The 19,154-nt window shown below is 63.6% G+C and carries 22 protein-coding genes, 1 tRNA gene and 1 pseudogene; 10 read left to right on the forward strand and 14 right to left on the reverse strand.

What is annotated here, in order from left to right:
* Positions 1-5: 5 nt before the first annotated feature.
* Positions 6-1,294, forward strand: a protein-coding gene (locus AC3A3W_RS08530; protein WP_487441912.1) for an IS3 family transposase whose coding sequence is annotated in 2 segments (ribosomal slippage) — positions 6-279 and positions 279-1,294 — 1,290 coding nt in all. Because the reading frame shifts where the segments join, the coding sequence is not laid out codon by codon here.
* Positions 1,295-1,312: 18 nt separating this feature from the next.
* Positions 1,313-1,435 (forward strand): 8-oxoguanine DNA glycosylase OGG fold protein, encoded by a 123-nt coding sequence (locus AC3A3W_RS08535; RefSeq protein WP_421093929.1) that lies wholly within the window; start codon positions 1,313-1,315, stop codon positions 1,433-1,435.
* A gap of 47 nt (positions 1,436-1,482) precedes the next feature.
* Here AC3A3W_RS08535 and AC3A3W_RS08540 read toward each other — a convergent pair.
* The 11 genes and pseudogenes from AC3A3W_RS08540 to tmk all read right to left on the reverse strand — a co-directional run.
* A pseudogene (locus AC3A3W_RS08540) lies at positions 1,483-1,668 on the reverse strand (IS5/IS1182 family transposase); the annotation flags it as partial.
* A 101-nt stretch (positions 1,669-1,769) separates the two neighbouring features.
* Complete coding sequence (locus AC3A3W_RS08545) at positions 1,770-2,015, reverse strand: hypothetical protein (protein WP_377951945.1); 246 nt, start codon at positions 2,013-2,015, stop codon at positions 1,770-1,772.
* Positions 2,016-2,533: 518 nt separating this feature from the next.
* Complete coding sequence (locus AC3A3W_RS08550; protein ID WP_487441958.1) at positions 2,534-3,307, reverse strand: metallophosphoesterase family protein; 774 nt, start codon at positions 3,305-3,307, stop codon at positions 2,534-2,536.
* A gap of 10 nt (positions 3,308-3,317) precedes the next feature.
* Positions 3,318-3,812, reverse strand: a complete 495-nt coding sequence (locus AC3A3W_RS08555) for an HNH endonuclease (RefSeq protein ID WP_487441915.1) — start codon at positions 3,810-3,812, stop codon at positions 3,318-3,320.
* Positions 3,813-4,210: 398 nt separating this feature from the next.
* Positions 4,211-4,396 (reverse strand): hypothetical protein, encoded by a 186-nt coding sequence (locus tag AC3A3W_RS08560; protein ID WP_487441917.1) that lies wholly within the window; start codon positions 4,394-4,396, stop codon positions 4,211-4,213.
* Positions 4,397-5,023: 627 nt separating this feature from the next.
* Positions 5,024-5,452 (reverse strand): hypothetical protein, encoded by a 429-nt coding sequence (locus tag AC3A3W_RS08565; protein WP_487441919.1) that lies wholly within the window; start codon positions 5,450-5,452, stop codon positions 5,024-5,026.
* A complete protein-coding gene (locus AC3A3W_RS08570) occupies positions 5,445-5,990 on the reverse strand; it encodes an ImmA/IrrE family metallo-endopeptidase (protein ID WP_487441921.1) in 546 nt (181 codons plus the stop codon). The genes AC3A3W_RS08565 and AC3A3W_RS08570 overlap by 8 nt, the downstream gene beginning before the upstream one ends.
* A 390-nt stretch (positions 5,991-6,380) precedes the next feature.
* Positions 6,381-6,453: transfer RNA gene (locus tag AC3A3W_RS08575), tRNA-Thr, on the reverse strand.
* Positions 6,454-6,585: 132 nt separating this feature from the next.
* Positions 6,586-8,157, reverse strand: coding sequence for an alpha/beta hydrolase (locus AC3A3W_RS08580; RefSeq protein WP_487441960.1), 1,572 nt, complete (start codon positions 8,155-8,157; stop codon positions 6,586-6,588).
* A gap of 63 nt (positions 8,158-8,220) precedes the next feature.
* Entirely contained in the window at positions 8,221-9,363 is a 1,143-nt protein-coding gene (locus AC3A3W_RS08585; RefSeq protein ID WP_487441922.1) for a DNA polymerase III subunit delta', read from the reverse strand.
* Positions 9,360-10,016, reverse strand: coding sequence for a dTMP kinase (gene tmk / locus AC3A3W_RS08590; protein WP_205652270.1), 657 nt, complete (start codon positions 10,014-10,016; stop codon positions 9,360-9,362). The genes AC3A3W_RS08585 and tmk overlap by 4 nt, the downstream gene beginning before the upstream one ends.
* A gap of 111 nt (positions 10,017-10,127) precedes the next feature.
* On the opposite strand from tmk, the gene AC3A3W_RS08595 reads away from it, so the two are divergent.
* Positions 10,128-11,312, forward strand: coding sequence for a trans-sulfuration enzyme family protein (locus AC3A3W_RS08595; protein ID WP_487441924.1), 1,185 nt, complete (start codon positions 10,128-10,130; stop codon positions 11,310-11,312).
* Between the two features lie 9 nt (positions 11,313-11,321).
* Positions 11,322-11,678 carry a DUF2516 family protein gene (locus AC3A3W_RS08600; protein WP_487441926.1) on the forward strand — a complete coding sequence of 119 codons (357 nt, stop codon included), beginning with the start codon at positions 11,322-11,324 and terminating at the stop codon, positions 11,676-11,678.
* A 10-nt stretch (positions 11,679-11,688) separates the two neighbouring features.
* Here AC3A3W_RS08600 and AC3A3W_RS08605 read toward each other — a convergent pair whose 3' ends face one another.
* Positions 11,689-12,528 (reverse strand): class I SAM-dependent methyltransferase, encoded by an 840-nt coding sequence (locus tag AC3A3W_RS08605; RefSeq protein WP_487441928.1) that lies wholly within the window; start codon positions 12,526-12,528, stop codon positions 11,689-11,691.
* 69 nt (positions 12,529-12,597) lie between these two features.
* On the opposite strand from AC3A3W_RS08605, the gene AC3A3W_RS08610 reads away from it, so the two are divergent.
* Entirely contained in the window at positions 12,598-13,344 is a 747-nt protein-coding gene (locus AC3A3W_RS08610) for a phosphoglyceromutase (RefSeq protein ID WP_487441929.1), read from the forward strand.
* A gap of 84 nt (positions 13,345-13,428) precedes the next feature.
* On the opposite strand, the gene phoU is transcribed toward AC3A3W_RS08610, so the two are convergent.
* A complete protein-coding gene (gene phoU, locus AC3A3W_RS08615; RefSeq protein ID WP_487441930.1) occupies positions 13,429-14,094 on the reverse strand; it encodes a phosphate signaling complex protein PhoU in 666 nt (221 codons plus the stop codon).
* 206 nt (positions 14,095-14,300) lie between these two features.
* On the opposite strand from phoU, the gene AC3A3W_RS08620 reads away from it, so the two are divergent.
* Positions 14,301-15,482, forward strand: a complete 1,182-nt coding sequence (locus AC3A3W_RS08620) for a sensor histidine kinase (RefSeq protein ID WP_487441961.1) — start codon at positions 14,301-14,303, stop codon at positions 15,480-15,482.
* The gene (locus AC3A3W_RS08625; protein WP_487441931.1) at positions 15,479-16,159 is read left to right on the forward strand and encodes a response regulator; all 681 of its coding nucleotides are present in this window, start codon (positions 15,479-15,481) and stop codon (positions 16,157-16,159) included. The genes AC3A3W_RS08620 and AC3A3W_RS08625 overlap by 4 nt, the downstream gene beginning before the upstream one ends.
* 96 nt (positions 16,160-16,255) lie before the next feature.
* On the opposite strand, the gene AC3A3W_RS08630 is transcribed toward AC3A3W_RS08625, so the two are convergent.
* Positions 16,256-16,807 (reverse strand): hypothetical protein, encoded by a 552-nt coding sequence (locus AC3A3W_RS08630; protein ID WP_487441963.1) that lies wholly within the window; start codon positions 16,805-16,807, stop codon positions 16,256-16,258.
* A gap of 327 nt (positions 16,808-17,134) precedes the next feature.
* Here AC3A3W_RS08630 and AC3A3W_RS08635 point away from each other — a divergent pair, with 327 nt between their 5' ends.
* From AC3A3W_RS08635 to ispF, 3 genes are all read left to right on the forward strand, one after another.
* A complete protein-coding gene (locus tag AC3A3W_RS08635) occupies positions 17,135-17,617 on the forward strand; it encodes a CarD family transcriptional regulator (RefSeq protein WP_026266570.1) in 483 nt (160 codons plus the stop codon).
* A 151-nt stretch (positions 17,618-17,768) separates the two neighbouring features.
* Entirely contained in the window at positions 17,769-18,551 is a 783-nt protein-coding gene (gene ispD / locus AC3A3W_RS08640; RefSeq protein ID WP_487441935.1) for a 2-C-methyl-D-erythritol 4-phosphate cytidylyltransferase, read from the forward strand.
* A 37-nt stretch (positions 18,552-18,588) separates the two neighbouring features.
* Positions 18,589-19,074, forward strand: coding sequence for a 2-C-methyl-D-erythritol 2,4-cyclodiphosphate synthase (gene ispF, locus AC3A3W_RS08645; RefSeq protein WP_487441964.1), 486 nt, complete (start codon positions 18,589-18,591; stop codon positions 19,072-19,074).
* Positions 19,075-19,154: the final 80 nt, after the last annotated feature.

The raw sequence follows: 19,154 nt of genomic DNA on the forward strand, positions 1-19,154 counted from the left end.
TGATTGTGCCCAAGCAGTTCCCGCCCGAAGTCCGTGACCGTGCAGCGCGCATGACCATGGATCGGTTGTCCGAATACCCGTCTGTCTATGCTGCTTGCAAGGCACTGGCGCCGAAGCTCGGGGTCGGCGCTGAATCGTTGCGCCGGTGGGTTGTCCAGGCCCAGATCGATGCCGGTGAGAAGACCGGGCCCAGCAGTGATGAGCTGGAGGAGATCAAGCGGCTCCGGGCTGAGGTGCGGGACTTGAAAGAGTCCAACGAGGTCCTCAAACAGGCTTCGATTTTCTTCGCGAGGGAACTCGACCCTCGCCGCCGCTGATTTGTCGATTTATCGACGAAATGCGCGCTGTTGGTTATGCGGTCGAGTCGATCTGTGCCGTCCTGCGGGAGCAGGGCGTTCAGGTCGCCGCACGAACCTACCGGGCGTGGAAGAAACGCCTGCCAGCCCTGCGCACCATCGAAGACGCCCGCATCACCGATGCGCTCCGGGCCTTGAAAGTCCCCGACGCGAAGGGACGACCCCGGCCCGAGATCATCTACGGACGGCGGAAAATGACACAGTGGCTGCGCCGTAACGGCTTCCCGGAAGCCTCCAAACACGCCGTGGACCGGCTCATGCGCGAAGAGGGAATGAACGGCCTCATCAGAGGACGCAAGACCCGCACCACAATCCCCGGCAAAGACGGCCGCCGAGCCGGCGACCTGCTAAATCGGGACTTCACCGCCCCGTCCCCGAACCAGATCTGGGTCACTGATTTCACCTACGTCCCGGTCTACTCCGGATTCGTCTACGTCGCCCTGGTCATCGACCTCTACTCCCGGGCGATCGTCGGCTGGGAAACCTCAACCGTCAAGGACACCGCGTTCGTCGAGCACTGCCTGCGGATGGCCCTGTGGCGGCGCGAACACACCGGCCGCCCGGCACCGGCGGGACTGATCCACCACTCAGATGCGGGAAGCCAGTACACCTCGATCCGTTACACGGACACCCTGGCCCTGGAGGGCCTGGAACCGTCCATTGGCAGCGTGGGTGATGCTTATGACAATGCAGCCGCCGAGACGGTGATGGGGTTGTTCAAGAACGAGGCCGTCGCGAAGGACTCACCGTTCCGCAGCGGGGCGTTGAAGACCGAAACCGACGTGATGGAAATCGTCTTCGAGTGGGTCCACTGGTACAACAATGAACGCCTGCATTCCGCCCTGGATCACCAGACGCCAGAGGAATATGAGCAGACATATTATGATCTACAAACCGGCCCGTTACCCGACGACGCCGCCAACAAACAGGCGGAATGATTCCCGGGACGGTTCACTCTGTGGCTTACCTGGCACAGCGCCGGCAGCTATCGCAAGTACACGGCTTGTATGACCGAATGGGCACAAGACCTCAGCATTGAACCCGAGCAGGTAGAACAGCTGATCTTCAGGGGCAACTGACCGCGGTGCGGATTTAGCCCCCGTCCTTACACAGCGTTCGTTTGGGAGGACGTATCGGCGATCTTCTCGTGCATGACCCCGAGCACGAGGACCTGGACAAGCTTGTCGAACACGACCCGGTCCGACACCCGGGGCCGGTGGCACCCCAAAGGATGGGTGTCGATCACGGGCGGAATCAGGGCCTCGAATTGGGCCCAGAGGGGATTCATGACGGGTGATGGGACGACAGGCACAAGCTTCCCGAGGCAACACTGGTTCTAGACAAACACGTGTTTATCAAAGCTTGTGCCTGCGCCGTTAAATCCAGCACGACCCCACCTACCGGCGGAACCTCTTAGGGCTTGACGCCGGAGTTTAGGTGGTTCTCATAGTCTTGACCGGCCGCGCGCATGTCTTCTTCGGTCACAAACCCCCAGTCGGCGAGAAGGATGGGGCGATATGATTTTGCTCCGCTAGTGCAGCGCACGTCGTCGTGCCAATTCTCGTTCATGGTCGGGTCGTAGAAACATGACCACCGCTTACCGAAGACTTTCTCCCACGACTCTTGTTGCGCCTCTTCGATCTCCTGGTCGGTGGGCACGTAGCCTTCAGCATAATGTTGGACGGGCGGACGAGAGGCTTGAACGGGCGGACGAGAGGCTTGAACGGACGGACGAGAGGCTTGGACGGACGGACGAGAGGCGCTAGTCGGTCGATCTCCGTTAGACCCCCAAGACACGCCTAGTTGACTGGAGATGAACATAGCGCCATTGCCGAGCACCACTATGCCGACGATCCAAGCGAGGACGCGGATGCTGGGGTCGGCCAACGCCCCGCTACGGTCCTTAGGCTTCGTCGTCATTTCCCCCCCTTTGGATTAGCTTAGCGCTCGGCGCGGACTGGTTGGCAAGAGGCGTGCACGTCCCGAAGATCCGTTACGCCTGCATTCCGCCCTGGATCACCAGACGCCAGAGGAATATGAGCAGACATATTATGATCTACAAACCGGCCCGTTACCCGACGACGCCGCCAACAAACAGGCGGCATGATTCCCGGGACGGTTCAGTACTGCTGCGTGACGTGGGGCTCTAGCTGCGCCAAGCTGCGCCTTCGCTGAAGCTAAGTGCCACCGATAATGAGTGGCTCCACAAGCAGTGGCAAGTCCCCGGGCCACAAGCGCACAGCGTTACCCTCCCGGGAGTTCTCCATGTTGAGCACGTCGACGCGCGTTTCGCTTCCGTCTGCATGATTCAGGTAGTGGATCAATCTTTGGTGCCAATGCCCGCAGAAGACATGAGAGGGAATGACCTCGTCGACGACTTCACGCAACAGCGTCCTGGTACGTTCGGCACGCTTGCGCATTTCAGGAGTGAGGTTCAGGCTGCTCCTTACTGGTACGCCTGCTGGCACATCGTGAGTGATGAGGATGTCTATGGAGCCGCCGCCTAACAGTCGTTTGGCCTCTTCCTCGGTGGGCTCCTCGTCTGGCCACCAATCCTTGCCTTCTCGGCGCCAGGCCTGGTCGATACTGAAAGCGCCCCCCAAACCCCCGATATGGAGTTCGTCGATTGTTGTCCGGCCACCCTTGGGGAGGATCTTGATGTTGCTGCGAAAATAGGCGAGTCCATCATCCTCAATTTCAAGCCTTGAGACCGTCTCAGCGTTATCGTGGTTCCCCGGGGACAGGACCAGAGTCATCCCGTATTCAACCAAGTACCAGTTCAGCTTTGATTCGTAGCGCCCTCGCTTTGGCCCAGGAAAGTCCAGGCCGAAATCGCCGACGTGGACTATGGTCTTAGCCCCACTCCTTGCGGCGCTTTTTATGGCCCGGATTCCCCAATTTTGATCACCGTGCCAGTCTCCAACGCAAACTATGGGTATTTTTTCGCTCATGCTCAACAGTTCACTCCTCCGGAGGAAGCGGCTTGGGCCGCCGCGTGAGGAGAGGATGATTTGGAGCAAACTGGCGAAGAGCCTCCTCCAGCTCATGGATCCTGCGCAGATAGCTTCTCCTACCGAGCATTTCCGCGACGTTTTCGAGGTGGGTGACTGCAGCGAGGTGGCGTGGATTGATGCAGAGTCGGATTCCGCACGTGTGGTGGACGCTCAGCGCCCCCAACTCCTCTGTGAAGGACCGGGCGGCTTCCCAGGCCACACGATGCGCGAGACGGTTGGTTGGTCCACGACCGATGAAGCCGTAGCCCGAACGCTTCGCGCCAGTCCAAATCCAGCAACCCAGAGGATCCTTGGGATCGAGTTTGCACCGGCTACGCAGGATGTCCAGCACCTCTGGGCCATCGCACCGGATGATAGCCTGCCTCAGGCGTCCTAGGCGCCCAAACCATCCGGGCAGTCCGTGCCGTGCGTAGTACCCGTAGTATTCTTCAGCAGTCGTCACAGGTCGCTTTGTCCTTTCAGTTCAGCCAGGTTAGCTAAGTTGACTACCCGGCTAATTGCCCGCAGAGTTGGCACATCCGGGTCGTTGGTCCGCACCTCCTAAAAAAGAACAATGCTGGCTGCCCTAATTCCAAGCGGAGGATCCGGTGGACTGGGAGAGCCTGCCCGTCACGTCGCAAGCAACTTGTTCCCACCACAAGGTGGTCCACAGCAGGTTCGTCGGCAGCAGCGAAGCGAGTCAGGGCGTTCGCAGCCAGATCCAGAAGATACACGGAACCGGTGGTTCTTCGAAGCCAAAGGGCCGGGGGCTCTCGATTGAGTGCTTGGCTTGTCATGGGAGCATGCTAACGACCATGTGTGACATCAAAGGGCCCGGCTGACTGGCGGGAACCGGAAGGTTCACTCATCCCGGGAAACGTCATGGGCACAAGATGCAATGAGCGCTAGAAAGTGAATGGTGATGGGACGCACCCGGCCGAGACCAGCGTGTTTGGCTTCCATGGCCACTTCGTTCAGGCGTTTGCCGGTGACGGTCGAAAACTGAGCCATTGTGACGCCCACGAAATGGCTCTCTTTTTCGACCATCGCTGACAGCGTTGGCTAGAACGCCTCAGATTCCTCCGCTGCCAGGCGCAGAAGCCAAGAGTCGTCGACCTGCGTGCCGAGTCATACCTGCCACCGGGCTTCGTCAGCCTTCGTTCGTGGAGGTGCCTGCCACCTTGGCGGCATCGCCAGTCCTTCTCGGTAAGCAGAGCGAGCGTTGCGACCCGCGCTTCCTCCCATCGGCGCTGCAGCCACGCCGTCAAGGTCGGCTCCGACCCGACGTGCTCGACCGAGACGGGTAGCCGATGGTGTCCTGCACGAACACCATCAGCTTGCCTATTCGGGCCAACTGGGGCTGTGGAGGTGTGGGTACTTCGTTGGATGGCGGCTGCTCTTGTGCAGACTCCAGCTCCGGGTTTTCGGACCCGGCGATGGCAGATGATAGCCGACGGCCGACGTCGCGGTGCCGGTCAGTGAGGCCATCCACGTATCAGGCCGCTCGGGTACATAGCACCCATTCCAGTCCCGACAGTTATCCGCTTCCAGGTCATCCATATAGCTGGCGGTATCGAGTGCGACCTACGTCCGCACCGACCTGAGCCGCTTGAGTGCCTCGCGCCTCACCGCCAGGCTCCTGAGGGAGTGCACTCCGTGCACGACCCCGTTTATCTACGGGCCCCCGAACGTTGTTTTCAGCCCGTTAAAGACAATCAGGGCGCTGCCGCCGAGGAGGACCGCAACGAGCATGACCTGAATGATCATGTCGAGAAACCAATGAAACCAGAATACTTTCGGATTCTTTGCCTTGAACCTTGAGACCCGTGCTGCTGGGTTGCTGACATTCGGATACATCACGTCTGCGTAGACCTGGAGAAAAAAGAGGAAGGGCGTGATCCTTCGAACTGAAGCGATAGCCGCTGCACCTGGAATGTGAACATTCAGCTCAGCTCGGCTGGATTCGTTCTCTAACCGGTCGTCTGTGGCTGCTGCCTGGCGAGGTGCTGAGCGTGCCAGCTCTCTGGCGACCTGCACATTCGCTCCTGCCGGCATGTTCGCGGTGCCTGCTTCGTCCTGGCTTGTATCGGTGGCACTAGTCAATGACGGATAACCTCAAGTTTTTCAGTCGATGTGCCATGGCTTCTGTTGAAACTCTGAACCGACGCGCCAGCCCGTAAAGGTCCAGTTCGGCGGCAAGCCATTCGACCTCATCGGAGGGCATCAGCAACGCAGCTGCGAAGTTGTTAGCAAAGATCTCGCGTGGATCCGTGCCCGTGGATGACAGCGTGTCGCGGTTGTCCGTGTAGCCGGTATCCCTGTCAACGTCCCGCCGCGGGTCCATCATGTGGCCGAGCTCGTGAGCGCAGGTGAAGCGCCGGCGGGTCACGGGGTTTGCCTGATTGATCAGGATCTCGGGCTTTCCCTGCCCTCGGGGTGGCATGTAAATCGAGCCGTCGAGCTGGTAAGAGCTGAGATCAGCAAGGAACACATTGGCACCGGCCCGTTCTGCTACAACCGTAGCGTCTACGGGCAGGGGGCATTCACCGCTGCCGTCGACCCAATGGGTCGCCAGGGTCTGGGTCGCGACCTCAATGGCACGGCGCTTGATCTGTGCGATTGACTCCTGCAAAGCGTTCACCCCCCGGTTCCGGTTTTCACTATAGCTATTTCCCGCGGCATCATGAGTTGACCAAACGGCTGTTCGGCTGCATCGTATCGAGTCCGTGCTTCGAACCTGGGCGGTCGTCCTGTTCAGGGCGGGACGTGCGCGCGTAGTCAATTCCCAGGCAACGACGGGTCTGCTTCACAAGCGCGCATCTCTAACCCACCAAGCCAGACGCGGAGCCGGCATTTGCAAACAACGGGGCCCCTATCTAGGCACCGCTGCCTAAACTCGTTTCATGTACTCTTTCGCACCGCGGGTCAAAGTGTGCCATAAGTGTGCCCTGCCGTTGAGCGGTACGCATGGCGCAACCAGCGAAAAACCCCGGAAACCCCTAGATTTAGGGGCTGTCCGGGGTTTATCCCGAGCTTCCTATCAGAATCGAACTGATGACCTTTTCATTACGAGTGAAACGCTCTACCGACTGAGCTAAGGAAGCACCGCATCAAACAACCGGGAAAACCCGGCCGGTTCATGCAAGAGTCAACTGTAATAGAGTCCCTGCGTCCGGGTCAAAATGAGGTGGTGTGCGGGTCGGAACGGGGCGCTAATCAGACGATCGGCAGCCAGATCAGCAGACGGTGTTGTCCGCAGGTTCCTTGCCATCCACCAGGTACGAGTCCACGGCGTCCCTGATGCAATTGTTGGCCCGACCATAGGCCGTGTGCCCTTGGCCCTTCCATGTCAGCAGGGAAGCGTTGCCCAGCTGCTTGCGCAGGGCGCTGGCCCATTCCACGGGGGTCGCGGGATCTCCGGTGGTACCGACCACCACGATCGGGGCTGAGCCCGTGTACTCTGCGGCCTCCGGGGTGGCCCGAACGTTCTTGTATGGCCAGTTGGCACAGTTGGTGCCACCGTAGGCAAAGAAGTACCCAAGTGTCGGTGACGCCGCACGGAGCTGCTGCTCCTCCGCCCGCATGGCTGCAGGATCGCTGGTCATGGGGTAGTCAAGACAGTTGATGGCGGAGAAGGCGAACGTGGTGTTCGACGTGTATTTTCCGTTCGAGTTGCGGTTGGCTCCCAGGTCCGCCAGGCGCAGCATGAGGCTGACATCGCCCTTCATGGCGGCATCGAGGGCCTGCGTCAGGGCCGGCCAGTTTTCATTGGCATACAGGGGAACGATGAGGCCGCTGACGAAGGCATTGCCGCCTACGATCCGTCCGTCCTTTGCAGCACGCGGTGTTGCGATAACCGACTGGATGACGTCGCTGATCTGCTGTACGCCGTCGTCAATGGTCCCGCTCAGCGGGCAGTCTTCCTGCTGCAGGCAGTGCTCGACGTAGGCGCGGAGTGACTTTTCGAAGGCCTTGGCCTGGCCCAGGGTGAGCTCCTCAGCGCCCAAGGAAGGATCAATCGCTCCATCGAGCAGCATCCGCCCAACTTTGTCCGGGAACAGCGAGGCGTACGTGGAGCCGAGGAAGGTTCCGTAGGAGAAGCCCGCATAGTTGAGCTTGGCGTCATTCACCACAGCGCGGAGGACATCGAGGTCCTTCGCTGCGCTGACGGTGTCGATATGGCCCAGCACCGGCCCTGTCTTCTGGGCACACTTCTGCGCAATGGCCTTGTTGTCGGCGAGCATGGTCGCGAGACCGGCGTCCGTCTCGGGAGCATAGATCTTTTCCCTGGCCTCGTCCCTCTCCTTGTCGGTCAGGCACGTCACAGGCGCCGACCGTTTGACCCCGCGGGGGTCGAAGCCTATGAGGTCGAAGTTGGCCCGCACCTTGTCAGAGAAGTTGCTGACTCCGGCGTCCCGCACGAAGTCATATCCGGAGGCCCCTGGTCCGCCAGGGTTGACCATCAGGCTGCCCTGTTTCTTGCCCGTGCTTGCGATTTTCAGGGCTGCGATTTCAATGGTCTCGCCGTCCGGTTTGGCATAATCCAGCGGCACTTTGACCTTGGCACACTGCATCTTGTCCTCGCACGGCTCCCAAACCACCTTCTGGGAGTAGAACTCCTCCAGCCCCTCCGGAGCCTCAGCAGCGATGGAAGGATCGGCCTGCCCCGTGGAGTTCCCCTGGCTGCCGTCCTTGGAAAGCCCGAGGAAGCTGCACGATGTCAGCAACAGGACTGCCGCCATGGCTCCGGCAGCCCGCACTGCAGCCGCGAATGAGCGCGGTCGCGCGGTCAGGGGAGGGATGGACATCATGCGGTTCTCCTTGGGGCAGAGCGTTTGGCGGCGTCAGGCAAGGCAGGACTGGGCTTCGGCCTAGACCAGGCCGGCGGCCATTGCCTCGATGGTCAAAAGCGGTGCGACGTTGGTAGTGGTGATGCGTTTCCTCGCCTTGTTGATGGCATCCATCCTGGCGAGGGTGACCTCCGGTCCCGAGCGGCCAGCGAAATCCTCCAGTTCACTCCTCAACTCAACGTTGACGAGCTCCACGGAATTCCCCATCTGGATGATTAGCACGTCCCGGTAAAAGGAGAGGAGGTCGGTCAGCGTCCGGTCGAGGGAGTCCGTGATGGACCGCTTAGCGCGCCGTTTCTGATCATCCTCAAGCTGTTTCACCTGGCTGCGCATGGCCGGCGGCAGGGTTCCGGTCTCGGGGGCGCCCAGCGTGGCCAACAGTGCGGCCTTCTCGGCGGCGTCCCGCTCCTCATTGGAGCTGTTGGCCTCCTCGGTGGCGATCTTGACCAGCTTATCAGCCATCATCACGGCGGCCGTAATGCCCCGGAGGCCCAGCGGAAAGCGGACAGTCTCCAGCCGGCGCTGCCTGGCCTCGGCGTCGCGGGCCAGTCGGCGGGCGATCCCGACATGACTTTGCGCTGTGCGTGCGGCGCTTTCGGCCACGGCCGGATCGACGCCATCGCGGCTTACCAGCAGCGCGGCGACGTCGGCCGCCGGGGGGAGCCGGAGGGCTACCGCCCGGCACCGCGACCGGATGGTGACCAGGACGTCCGCCGGGGAGGGAGCACACAGCATCCAGATGGTCCGCGGTGTGGGTTCTTCGATGGCCTTCAGCAGAACGTTCGTGGTCCGCTCGGCCATGCGGTCCGCGTCCTCCACCACGATGATCCGCCACCGGCCTGATGAGGGCCTGTTGCCTGCCGTGGATACGAGCTCCCGGGCCTCCTCGATGGTGATGGTCACCTTTTCGGTGCGGACGAAGACGACGTCGGCGTGGGTTTCGCCGAGGATGGTCCTGCAGGCGTGGCACTCGCCGCAGCCGCGCCGGGAGACGTCGTCCTGATCGCAGTTGAGGGCCGCGGCAAAGGCCTTGGCGGCGTTTGACCTGCCCGAGCCCGGCGGCCCGGTGAACAGCCAGGCGTGCGTGGGTGAATCACCGGTTGCGGCCTGCTGCAGCTGTGCGACGACGGCTGACTGGCCCTGGAGGTCATCCCATACTGTCATTTCCGGCTCCTGCCGGTGGCTGCCAGCAGCCGGTCCACGCGGTCCAGGATGCGGGCGGCAAGCTCGTCCACGGACAGCTGCGCCTCAAGTACCAGGTAGCTGTCCGGACGCGCCGCGGCAAGGTCCAGAAACGCCTGCCGGATCCTTGCATGGAATTCGTCGGCTTCCGATTCCAACCGGTCCTCTGCGGCGTCACCGGCCGTGCGGCGGCTGCGGCCGTCTGCCGGGTCCACGTCCAGCAGCACGGTGAGATCAGGCTGCAGCCCGGAAGTGGCCCACTCATTGACGCTGCGGACGGCGTCCGTGCCCAGATCCCGCCCCGCCCCCTGGTAGGCGACGGAAGAGTCGATGTACCGGTCCGTCAGCACCACTTCGCCGCGCTCCAGCGCAGGCCGGATCACCTGGCTGGCGTGGGCAGCGCGGGACGCCGCGAAAATCAGCGCTTCGGTATGGGCATCGATGTGCCCGTTACCGTGGTCCAGCACCAGCGACCGCAGTTTTTCGCCGATCGGCGTTCCGCCCGGTTCCCGGGTCCGCAGCACGGTCAGGCCTCGGGATTCAAGGGCCCCGGCCAGCAGGGCGGCCTGCGTGGACTTGCCGGCGCCGTCACCGCCTTCGAAAGCGATGAAAAGTCCGGGACTCTGATTATTCACTCATCCAGCCTACCCACTCCCACTGACAAGGTCTCACTGACAAGTCACCGACAGGGACCCCCGCCAGCCACCGCTTTTCCGCGCGGCAGGAGCCCAAAGTACGCTTTGTTCATGAGCCTTTCCCAACACCATGCCGCATCCCTCTCGGCTGAGACGGTGGTTGTGGCCGCCGGCCGCCCCCCGCGCGAACGGGACGAGCCGGTCAACGCGCCCATCGTGCTGTCCTCCACGTATTTCGGTACGGGAGCCCTGGACGACGGCGACCGCGGCTACGGCCGCTACTCCAACCCCACCTGGGACCCGTTCGAGGAAGCGCTGGGCCAGCTTGAGGGTGCCGCGCTGCCTGGCCTCCTCTACGCCTCCGGCCTGGCGGCCGTCAGCTCAGCCCTCTCGCTCATCCCCGCCGGGGGAGCGCTGGTGATGCCCACGCACAGCTACTCCGGCTCGCTGGTGATGGCCTCCGAACTGGCGGAAAAGGGCTTCTTCGAGCTCCGACTGGTGGACATTGCCGACACCGACGCCGTCATCGCCCAGCTTGCCCCCGCGGGCGGCCACCCGGCGGCCATGCTGTGGCTGGAGAGCCCGACGAATCCCATGCTTGGCATCGCTGACATCCGGGCGCTGACCCAGGCGGCGCACGATGCCGGAGCGGTCGTTGTCACGGACAACACCTTTTCCACACCTCTGGTGCAGCAGCCGCTGAGCCTGGGCTCCGACGTCGTCCTTCACTCGGTGACCAAATATTTGGCGGGGCATTCCGACGTCGTGCTGGGGGCCCTGGTGACGTCCAACCAGGAACTGCGGGATACGCTGCTCCACCACCGCACCATCCACGGCGCAATCGCGGGCCCGTTCGAAGCGTGGCTGGCACTGCGGGGGCTGCGGACCCTCGCCCTGCGGATCGAACGCTCGCAGGGGTCGGCGGCAGTCCTGGCCGAACGGCTGGCCACGCATCACCGGGTCGAAGGTATCCGGTACCCGGGCCTGGCCACCGATCCGGGCCATGACCGCGCCAAGTCCCAGATGTCCGGTTTCGGTTCCATTCTGTGCATCCAGGTCGCGCCGGTCGGCGGCCTCAGCGGCGCCGACGCCGCCGACAAGCTGGTCCGTGCCCTGCAGCTGTGGCTGCCCGCCACATCGCTCGGCGGTGTGGAGTCGCTCATTGAACGACGACGCCGGCACACGGCTGAGCCAGTCAGCGTCCCCGACAACCTGGTACGGCTCAGCGTGGGGATCGAAAACGTCGAAGACCTTTGGTCCGATTTGCAGCAGGCTTTGGACGCCTTGGACAGTTAGGCTTGACGCGTGGACGGAACAGTACTGATCAAAGTTGTCGAGGACGCGGTTTACTACATCCTGGGCCTGGTGGCGCTGGCCCTGGAAGTGTGGGCCTTCTTTGACTGTGTCCGCCACAGGGCCAACGCCTTCGAAGCAGTAGGCAAACGGACCAAGACGTTCTGGCTTGCGGTGACCGGCGGCAGCATGGCCGTCGGTGCGCTGTCCGTGCTCGGCGGCGGGGGAGGCGGCCTGATCGGGCCCTTCGGCCTGTTCGGCCTGGCAGCCGTGGTGGCGGCATCCATCTACCTGGCGGACGTCCGCCCGGCGGTCAAGGACGCCGGCCGCGGCGGGAGCCGCACCAGGGGCCCCTACGGCCCCTGGTGAAGGCCAGCCCCTAAGCCTCCGGTGCCACCGCTTCCCAGCCGACGGTGAGTTCCCCCAGCCGCCAGCGCGAGGGTCCGTCGTGAACCGGCCACCCGCCCTCTAGCAGCGCCCGGCACATGGCCGTCCAGCGTTGCCTGTGTCCAAAGGATGCCAGCGGCGCCGATTCCAGCCACGCCTGGTCCATGGCCTGCAACAGCGCGTGGACGCGTTCGCCGGGAACGTTCCGGTGGATGAGCGCCTTAGGCAGGCGTTCGGCCACATCGGACGGCAGCTCGAAACTGCCGAAGCGCACGGACATGCTCAGGGTCAGCGGGCGCGCGGCATCCAGCGCGATCCACGTGACGCGCCGGCCGATCTCGTCGCAGGTCCCGTCGATGAACAGCCCGTCCGGCGCGAGCCTGTCCTGCACCAGCCGCCAGATGCCCGGGACGTCCGCTTCCTCGTATTGGCGGAGCACGTTGAAGGCCCGCACCAGGACCGGCCGGCCAGGCACGGGGAGCTCAAAGCCGCCCTCAAGGAAGCTGAGACCCGGACGTTCCAGGGCCTTGGCCACCCGCACCCTGTCCGGCTCTATTTCGATGCCGCACACGCGCACATCGGGCCGGACTACGGCAAGTCTTTCAAAAAGTTCGACGGCGGTGGCAGGGGATGCGCCGTAGCCCAGGTCGACCACGAGCGGGTCAGCCGCCGACCGGAGCCGCCAAGCCTGCGGCCCGGCCAGCCAGCGGTCCAGGCGGCGCATGCGGTTCGGGTTGGTGGTACCGCGGGTGATGTTCCCGACGGGCCGCCGGCGGTTGCCCCGGTTGCCCCGGTGTTCAGGGTTCGCCACGCGCTCTGCTTTCTGCACCACCGCCCCAGACTACCGTGCGGCAATGTAACGCTCGGCAGCGGCGGCGTCTGCTCGGCTAGGATGAAAATCATGACTTACAAGCTGATTCTGCTGCGCCACGGCCACAGCGAATGGAACGCCAAGAACCTGTTCACCGGCTGGGTGGACGTCGACCTTAACGATCAGGGCCGCGAGGAAGCAGCACGCGGGGGTGAGCTCCTGGTTGAGCACGAGGTGCTCCCGGACATCCTCTACACGTCGCTCCTGAAGCGGGCCATCAACACCGCCAATATCGCACTGGACAAGGCCGACCGCGGCTGGATCCCGGTGAAGCGCGACTGGCGCCTCAATGAGCGCCACTACGGCGCCCTGCAGGGCAAGGACAAGGCCCAGACCCTCGCCGAGTACGGCGAGGAACAGTTCATGGAATGGCGCCGTTCCTATGACACCCCGCCGCCGCCCCTGGACGACAACTCCGAGTTCTCCCAGGCACGTGACCCCCGCTACGCGGACCTGGGCGATGACCTGCCCCGTACCGAGTGCCTCAAGGACGTCCTCGTCCGGCTGCTTCCGTACTGGGAATCAGACATCAAGGAAGACCTGAAGTCCGGCAAGACCGTTCTCGTCACGGCCCACGGCAACTCCCTGCGTGCACTGGTGAAGCACCTTGACGGCATCAGCGACGACGCCATCGCCGGCCTGAACATCCCCACCGGCATCCCGCTGGTGTACGACCTGGACGAGGACTTCCAGCCCGTCAAGCCGGGTGGAACCTACCTCGACCCCGAGGCGGCCGCCGAAGCCATCCTGGCCGTGGCCAACCAGGGCAAAAAGTAACGGCTCCGCGCGCTCTAGAACGAACGACGGCGGATGGGCACCTGAGGGGACCAGCCGCCGTTGTTTGCTGTTGGGACGGGAACGTCAGCCGTGCTCGACGCTGCTGTTCGGGTGCCAGGCGCCGGTCACGAGATAGGTGACCTTCTGGGCCACGGACACGCCGTGGTCGGCGAAACGCTCGAAGTAGCGGCTGGCCAGGGCGACGTCCACGGTGGTGGCGGGGGATTCCTGCCAGTCGCTGCGGGCGATGGCCTTGAAGACGCTGAGGTGCAGGTCGTTCACCGCCGTGTTTGCCTTGAGGATGTCGCGGGCCACTTCGAGGTCCCTGGTCTCCAGCAGCTCTGTGAGCTTGTTCGCGATCAGGATGTCCTGTTCGGCAAAGCTCTTGAAGGTCTCTGTCAGGGACGCCGGGATGACGGTGGAGGGGAAGCGGAGCCGGGCCAGCTGCGCAATGTGGCGTGCAAGGTCACCCATGCGTTCCAGCGATGCGCTCATGCGCAGGGAGCCTACGATCATGCGCAGGTCACTGGCGACGGGACCCTGCAGGGCAAGGATGTCGATTGCGCGCTCATCGAGGCTGTTCTGCAGGAAGTCGATCCGGGCATCCGCCGCGATGACATCCTGTGCCAGGTCAACGTCGGCAACCTCAAACGACGTCGTTGCCTTGCTGATCGCCTCGCTGACCAGCTTTGAAATTTCGACGAGGTCTTCGCCCACCTGGGCGAGCTCTTCCTGAAAAACCTTACGCACGTAGGCGTCCTTTCCTTGGAAACCCCGCCCCGCCGCGATGGCAGCCAGAGTCTCGTGTCACCGTTCCGTCAGTCCAACCTGCCACTCTTCCAGCGCCGGGTGAACTGTTACGCACCTCTAGATGAACGTTAGCTGAATCCATCCCATTGTGGTCCCGGAGCGGCCGTTCAGGAGTTTCGAAAGCATAAGCTGGAGCCGTGGATCCAATGCTCATCGGTGTCATCGCCGGCCTCCTCGGCCTGTCGTTCGGTGTCTTCGGCGTGCTCGCGTTCAGGGTCAGCGAGCAGCAGCGCAAGATCGTCGACGTCGAATTCGATGAGCCCGGCCTGCCTCCTGGTGCCGCCGAGGTGCTGGCGGTCGTCGGCAAGGCCTTCGTGGTGGTGGACGCCATCGACGGCGTGGTCCGGGCAAGTCCGGCAGCCTACGCCTACGGCCTGGTGCGCGGCCACACAGTGGTCCACCGGGAACTGCTGGACATGACCGCCAATGTGCGCCGGGACGGTGTGATCCTGGAGAAGCAGCTGGAACTGCAGCGCGGCCCGGTTGGGCAGGGCACCATCATCGTCCAGGTGCGGGCCGCGATGCTCGGCGAGGAATACATCCTCCTGCTGGCCGACGACCGGACCGAGATCACCCGTACCGAAGAGATCCGCAACGACTTCGTGGCCAACGTGTCCCACGAACTGAAAACACCGGTTGGTGCCATCTCGCTGCTGGCTGAGGCGCTCGAGTCTTCAGCGGACGACGAAGAGGCCGTCCGGCGGTTCGCCGCCCGCATGCACAAGGAATCTGCCCGGCTCGCGGCGCTGGTCCAGGACATCATTGAACTCTCACGCCTGCAGGCGGCCAACGTGGCGCAAGAGGGCCACCCCGTGGACATCAATGACGTGATCTCGGAAGCCGTGGACCGCTCGCAGCTGCCGGCCGAGAGCAAGAACATCCAGATCGTCATCGGCGGACGTGTGGACGCGAAGGTCTACGGCGACCAGGACCTCCTGGTGACGGCGCTGCGCAACCTGATCGACAACGCCATCCGCTATTCGCCCGAGAACACCCGGGTGGGGATCGGGGTGCGCGCCAAGGAAGGTCTGATCGCGATCTCCGTGACGGATCAGGGCGAAGGCCTCTCCGCCGAGGACCAGGAGCGGGTGTTCGAGCGCTTTTACCGCGTGGATACCGCACGTTCCCGGCACACCGGCGGCACCGGGCTGGGACTGAGCATCGTCAAGCATGTCATCTCCAACCACGGCGGGGAGGTCACCCTCTGGTCCCAGCCGGGGCAGGGATCGACTTTCACGCTGCGCCTGCCGGAGATGGAAGGCCAGGCGCCGAATGCCAAGGAACCAAAGGACGCCGCCGGCGCCCATGAACGAGGAGTTACCGCTTGAGCAGGATTCTTATTGTTGAGGACGAGGAATCGTTCAGCGATCCCCTGTCCTATCTGCTGGGCAAGGAAGGGTTCGAGGTGGAGGTGGTCGACAACGGCCTCGACGCTATTAACGAATTCGACAGAAACGGGGCGGACCTGGTGCTGCTGGACCTGCAGCTGCCGGGCCTCTCGGGGACCGAAGTATGCCGGCAGCTGCGCCAGCGTTCGAGCGTCCCCGTGATCATGCTGACTGCCAAGGACTCCGAAATCGACAAGGTCGTGGGCCTCGAACTGGGCGCCGACGACTACGTCACCAAGCCCTACTCGTCACGCGAGCTGGTGGCGCGTGTCCGTGCGGTGCTCCGGCGGCAGGGCGAACCGGAGGAACTCGTGTCCTCCACGGTGCAGGCCGGGCCGGTGCGGATGGACATCGAACGCCATGTTGTCAGCGTCGGCGGCGAGCAGGTGCCCCTGCCCTTGAAGGAGTTCGAACTCCTTGAGATGCTGCTGCGCAATTCCGGCCGGGTGCTGACCCGCGGCCAGCTGATCGACAGGGTTTGGGGCTCCGACTACGTGGGCGACACGAAGACGCTCGACGTCCACGTGAAACGCCTCCGGAGCAAGATCGAGCCGGACCCGTCCCTCCCGCGGTACCTGGTGACCGTCCGCGGCCTGGGCTACAAGTTCGAACCGTAGCCACGGCAGCACGCAGCCTGCAGCAATGAAGAAGGAGGGGACCCCGGCGGGGTCCCCTCCTTCTTCATGCCGGTGGGCCGTCGGCCCCAAAGAGTGTCAGTGGCCGCCTGTGGCCGGTGCCGTGCTCTCGTGGGACGTGCCGGTCTCGCTTGGTGTCGGCGCGGGGGTGCTGCCCTCCGGGAGGTACGCCTGGTATTCCTTGAGTGTGCCGTCCACAACGGGCACCTTGATGGTCTTGTTCACGTTGGTGCCGTCCTCGGTGACCTTGATGTCCACGAGGGAGCCGGGCTTGCCGCCCGCGGTGCTCAGGATGGCGGCGTCCGTGGAGTCGTTGAGCAGCGTGTAGGAGTTCTTCGCGACGGAGACCTCGGTCTGGGCCCCTTCCGCGCCGCTCAGCGTGACCTTGACGTCCTTGGACGAGGAGTTGTACACAGCGCCGATCAAGCGGCCCGGCTGCTTCTCGTCGGCGGCGACGATGAGCATGTTCCGCAGTTCCAGGGGGCCGACGTCGGAGCGCGTTCCGTCCGACGCGGCATACTGCTCGGAGGTCTGCTGCGCGTTGATGTAGCCGCAGCCCGTCAGGGTGAGCAGTCCCACGCTCAGGGCGGCAGCCGCCATTGCCAACTTGCCGCGCTGGCCCCGGTTCATCGCAGTGAAACGCACGTCACGCACTCCTAGAAAGTCTTGAAACAGTTTTCAGCCATAGCCTATCGGCAAACGGGCCCAAACGAGGATTCGGCCGGTACACAATAGGGCCCATTTCAGGGGTCCCTCAGGCTGTATCGGGGTTCCCTGGCTACCCGCGCGTAGCGCTTGTTCGCACGTGGGCGATGCACTATTATCCGCGTTCGTCAAGGGGTCTGAGGGGCCGATTCGGCCCATTTTCCGCGTATTCTCGCGGTTCCCGACCCGGATCCATGCCAGTCGTATGCCCTAATCGTGATAAACTGGTCTGCGGGAAAGGGGAAAGTCCACATGGTTTTTGAGGTCGGCGAGACAGTAGTTTACCCTCACCACGGTGCAGCAAAAATTGAAGAAATCAAGATGCGCACCGTCAAGGGCGAAGAGAAGATGTATCTCAAGCTCAAGGTGGCTCAGGGTGATCTGACCATTGAAGTTCCAGCAGAGAACGTTGACCTCGTTGGGGTACGCGACGTAGTGGGCAAGGAAGGTTTGGAGCACGTATTCGATGTGCTCCGTGCCGAGTTCACTGAAGAGCCCACCAACTGGTCGCGTCGTTACAAGGCAAATCTGGAGAAGCTTGCTTCCGGTGACGTCATCAAGGTTGCAGAGGTCGTCCGCGACCTGTGGCGCCGGGATCACGATCGGGGCCTTTCCGCAGGTGAGAAGCGAATGCTGGCCAAGGCACGTCAGATTCTGATTTCAGAATTGGCTTTGGCTGAGAAGACCGACGAAGAGAAGGCCGCAAGCGTTCTCGACGAGGTCTTGGCTTCCTGAGAATTGAACCCCGGTGGCAGAGTGCCGCCGGGGTTTTCTTTTGCCCAAAATTCCCAGGTAGCGGCAGCAGGCACCGATCCGGGCGCCCCAAAGCGGCGTGTGCGGCTACGAGTTGGGCGGAGCGGGGCGGCCGGGACGTAGGCTAGTCCGCATGAACGATGCACCCAGACGACCTGTCACCGCAGTGATCCTCGTCGCCGCCGGTTCCGGGCAGCGCCTTGGCTACGGCATGCCCAAAGCGGCCGTGCCGCTGGGAGGCGAACCCATCCTGCTGCACGCCCTCCGCGGCGTCGTCGCGGCCGGCGTGGCAAGCCAGGTCTGTATTGCGCTGCCCGAGGGCGAAACCGGACTGCGGCAGCTCATCGAGGACTTCAGGCTGGAGTTGGCGGATGGGGGGCCGCTCCTGACAACGGTCGACGGCGGAGCCACCAGGGCGGATTCCGTCCGCTCGGCGCTGGCCGCACTGGAGGACGGCACCGAGTCCGTGCTTGTGCATGATGCCGCCCGCGCCCTGGCTCCCGAGTCTGTCTTCCACCGCGTGGCGCAGGCGCTGGCCAACGGCGCTTCGGCCGTTATCCCGGTCATTCCGGTGGTGGACACGGTCAAAACGGTTGCCGCCACCGACGGCAGTGACTCGGACATCGCGCCGGAGATCGTCACGGGAACGGTGTCGCGGCAGGAGCTCCGCTCGGTGCAGACACCGCAGGGGTTCAGCGTGGACACGTTGAAGGCTGCCCACGAGGCCGCCCTCGGGTTCGATCAGCACCGGGCCGCGGCCGTCACCGACGACGCCATGTTGGTGGAGCTCCTCGGCGTTCCGGTGCATGCCGTGCGCGGGGCCAGCCAGTCCCTGAAAATCACCACGCCGTTGGACCTCATCATTGCCGAGGGCCTCCTCGAAGGGCCCCTGGGCGTCCGCTGGGTGGAGGGCTGACACGGTGGCTTCAGAGAACCAAACGGAACCCGCCAGGATGGTCCTGCCCCGCACCGGCATCGGCATCGATGTCCATGCTTTCGCCCCGGAGAGCGACCCCCGGCCACTGTGGCTCGGGGGATTGTTCTGGGACAACGAACGGGGCCTCGCCGGTCATTCCGACGGCGATGCCGTGGCCCACGCCGCAGCCGATGCGCTCTTCTCCGCCTGCGGGATCGGTGACCTCGGAACGCACTTCGGCACCGACCGTCCGGAGCTGGCGGGCGCTTCGGGGGTCACCCTGCTGGCCGAAGCTGCACGGATAGTGCGGGCCGCCGGTTTTGAGATCGGCAATGTGGCCGTGCAGTTCGTGGCGAACCGACCCAAGTTCGGACCCCGCCGGGAGGAGTCGCAGCGCGTCCTGACAGAGGCCGCCGGCGCTCCGGTCAGCGTTTCGGCCACCACGAGCGACGGACTCGGCTTCACCGGCCGGGGCGAGGGGATCTCCGCCATAGCCACCGCCCTCGTCTACCCGTCGTCCTGACCATCCACAGGCGCAATCGCCTACGCTGGAGAAGGACCGGCGGCGCGCCCGCCGGCACGATCTGTACCGCAACACCAGGA

This window comes from Arthrobacter sp. Soil_N43 (assembly GCF_057655195.1).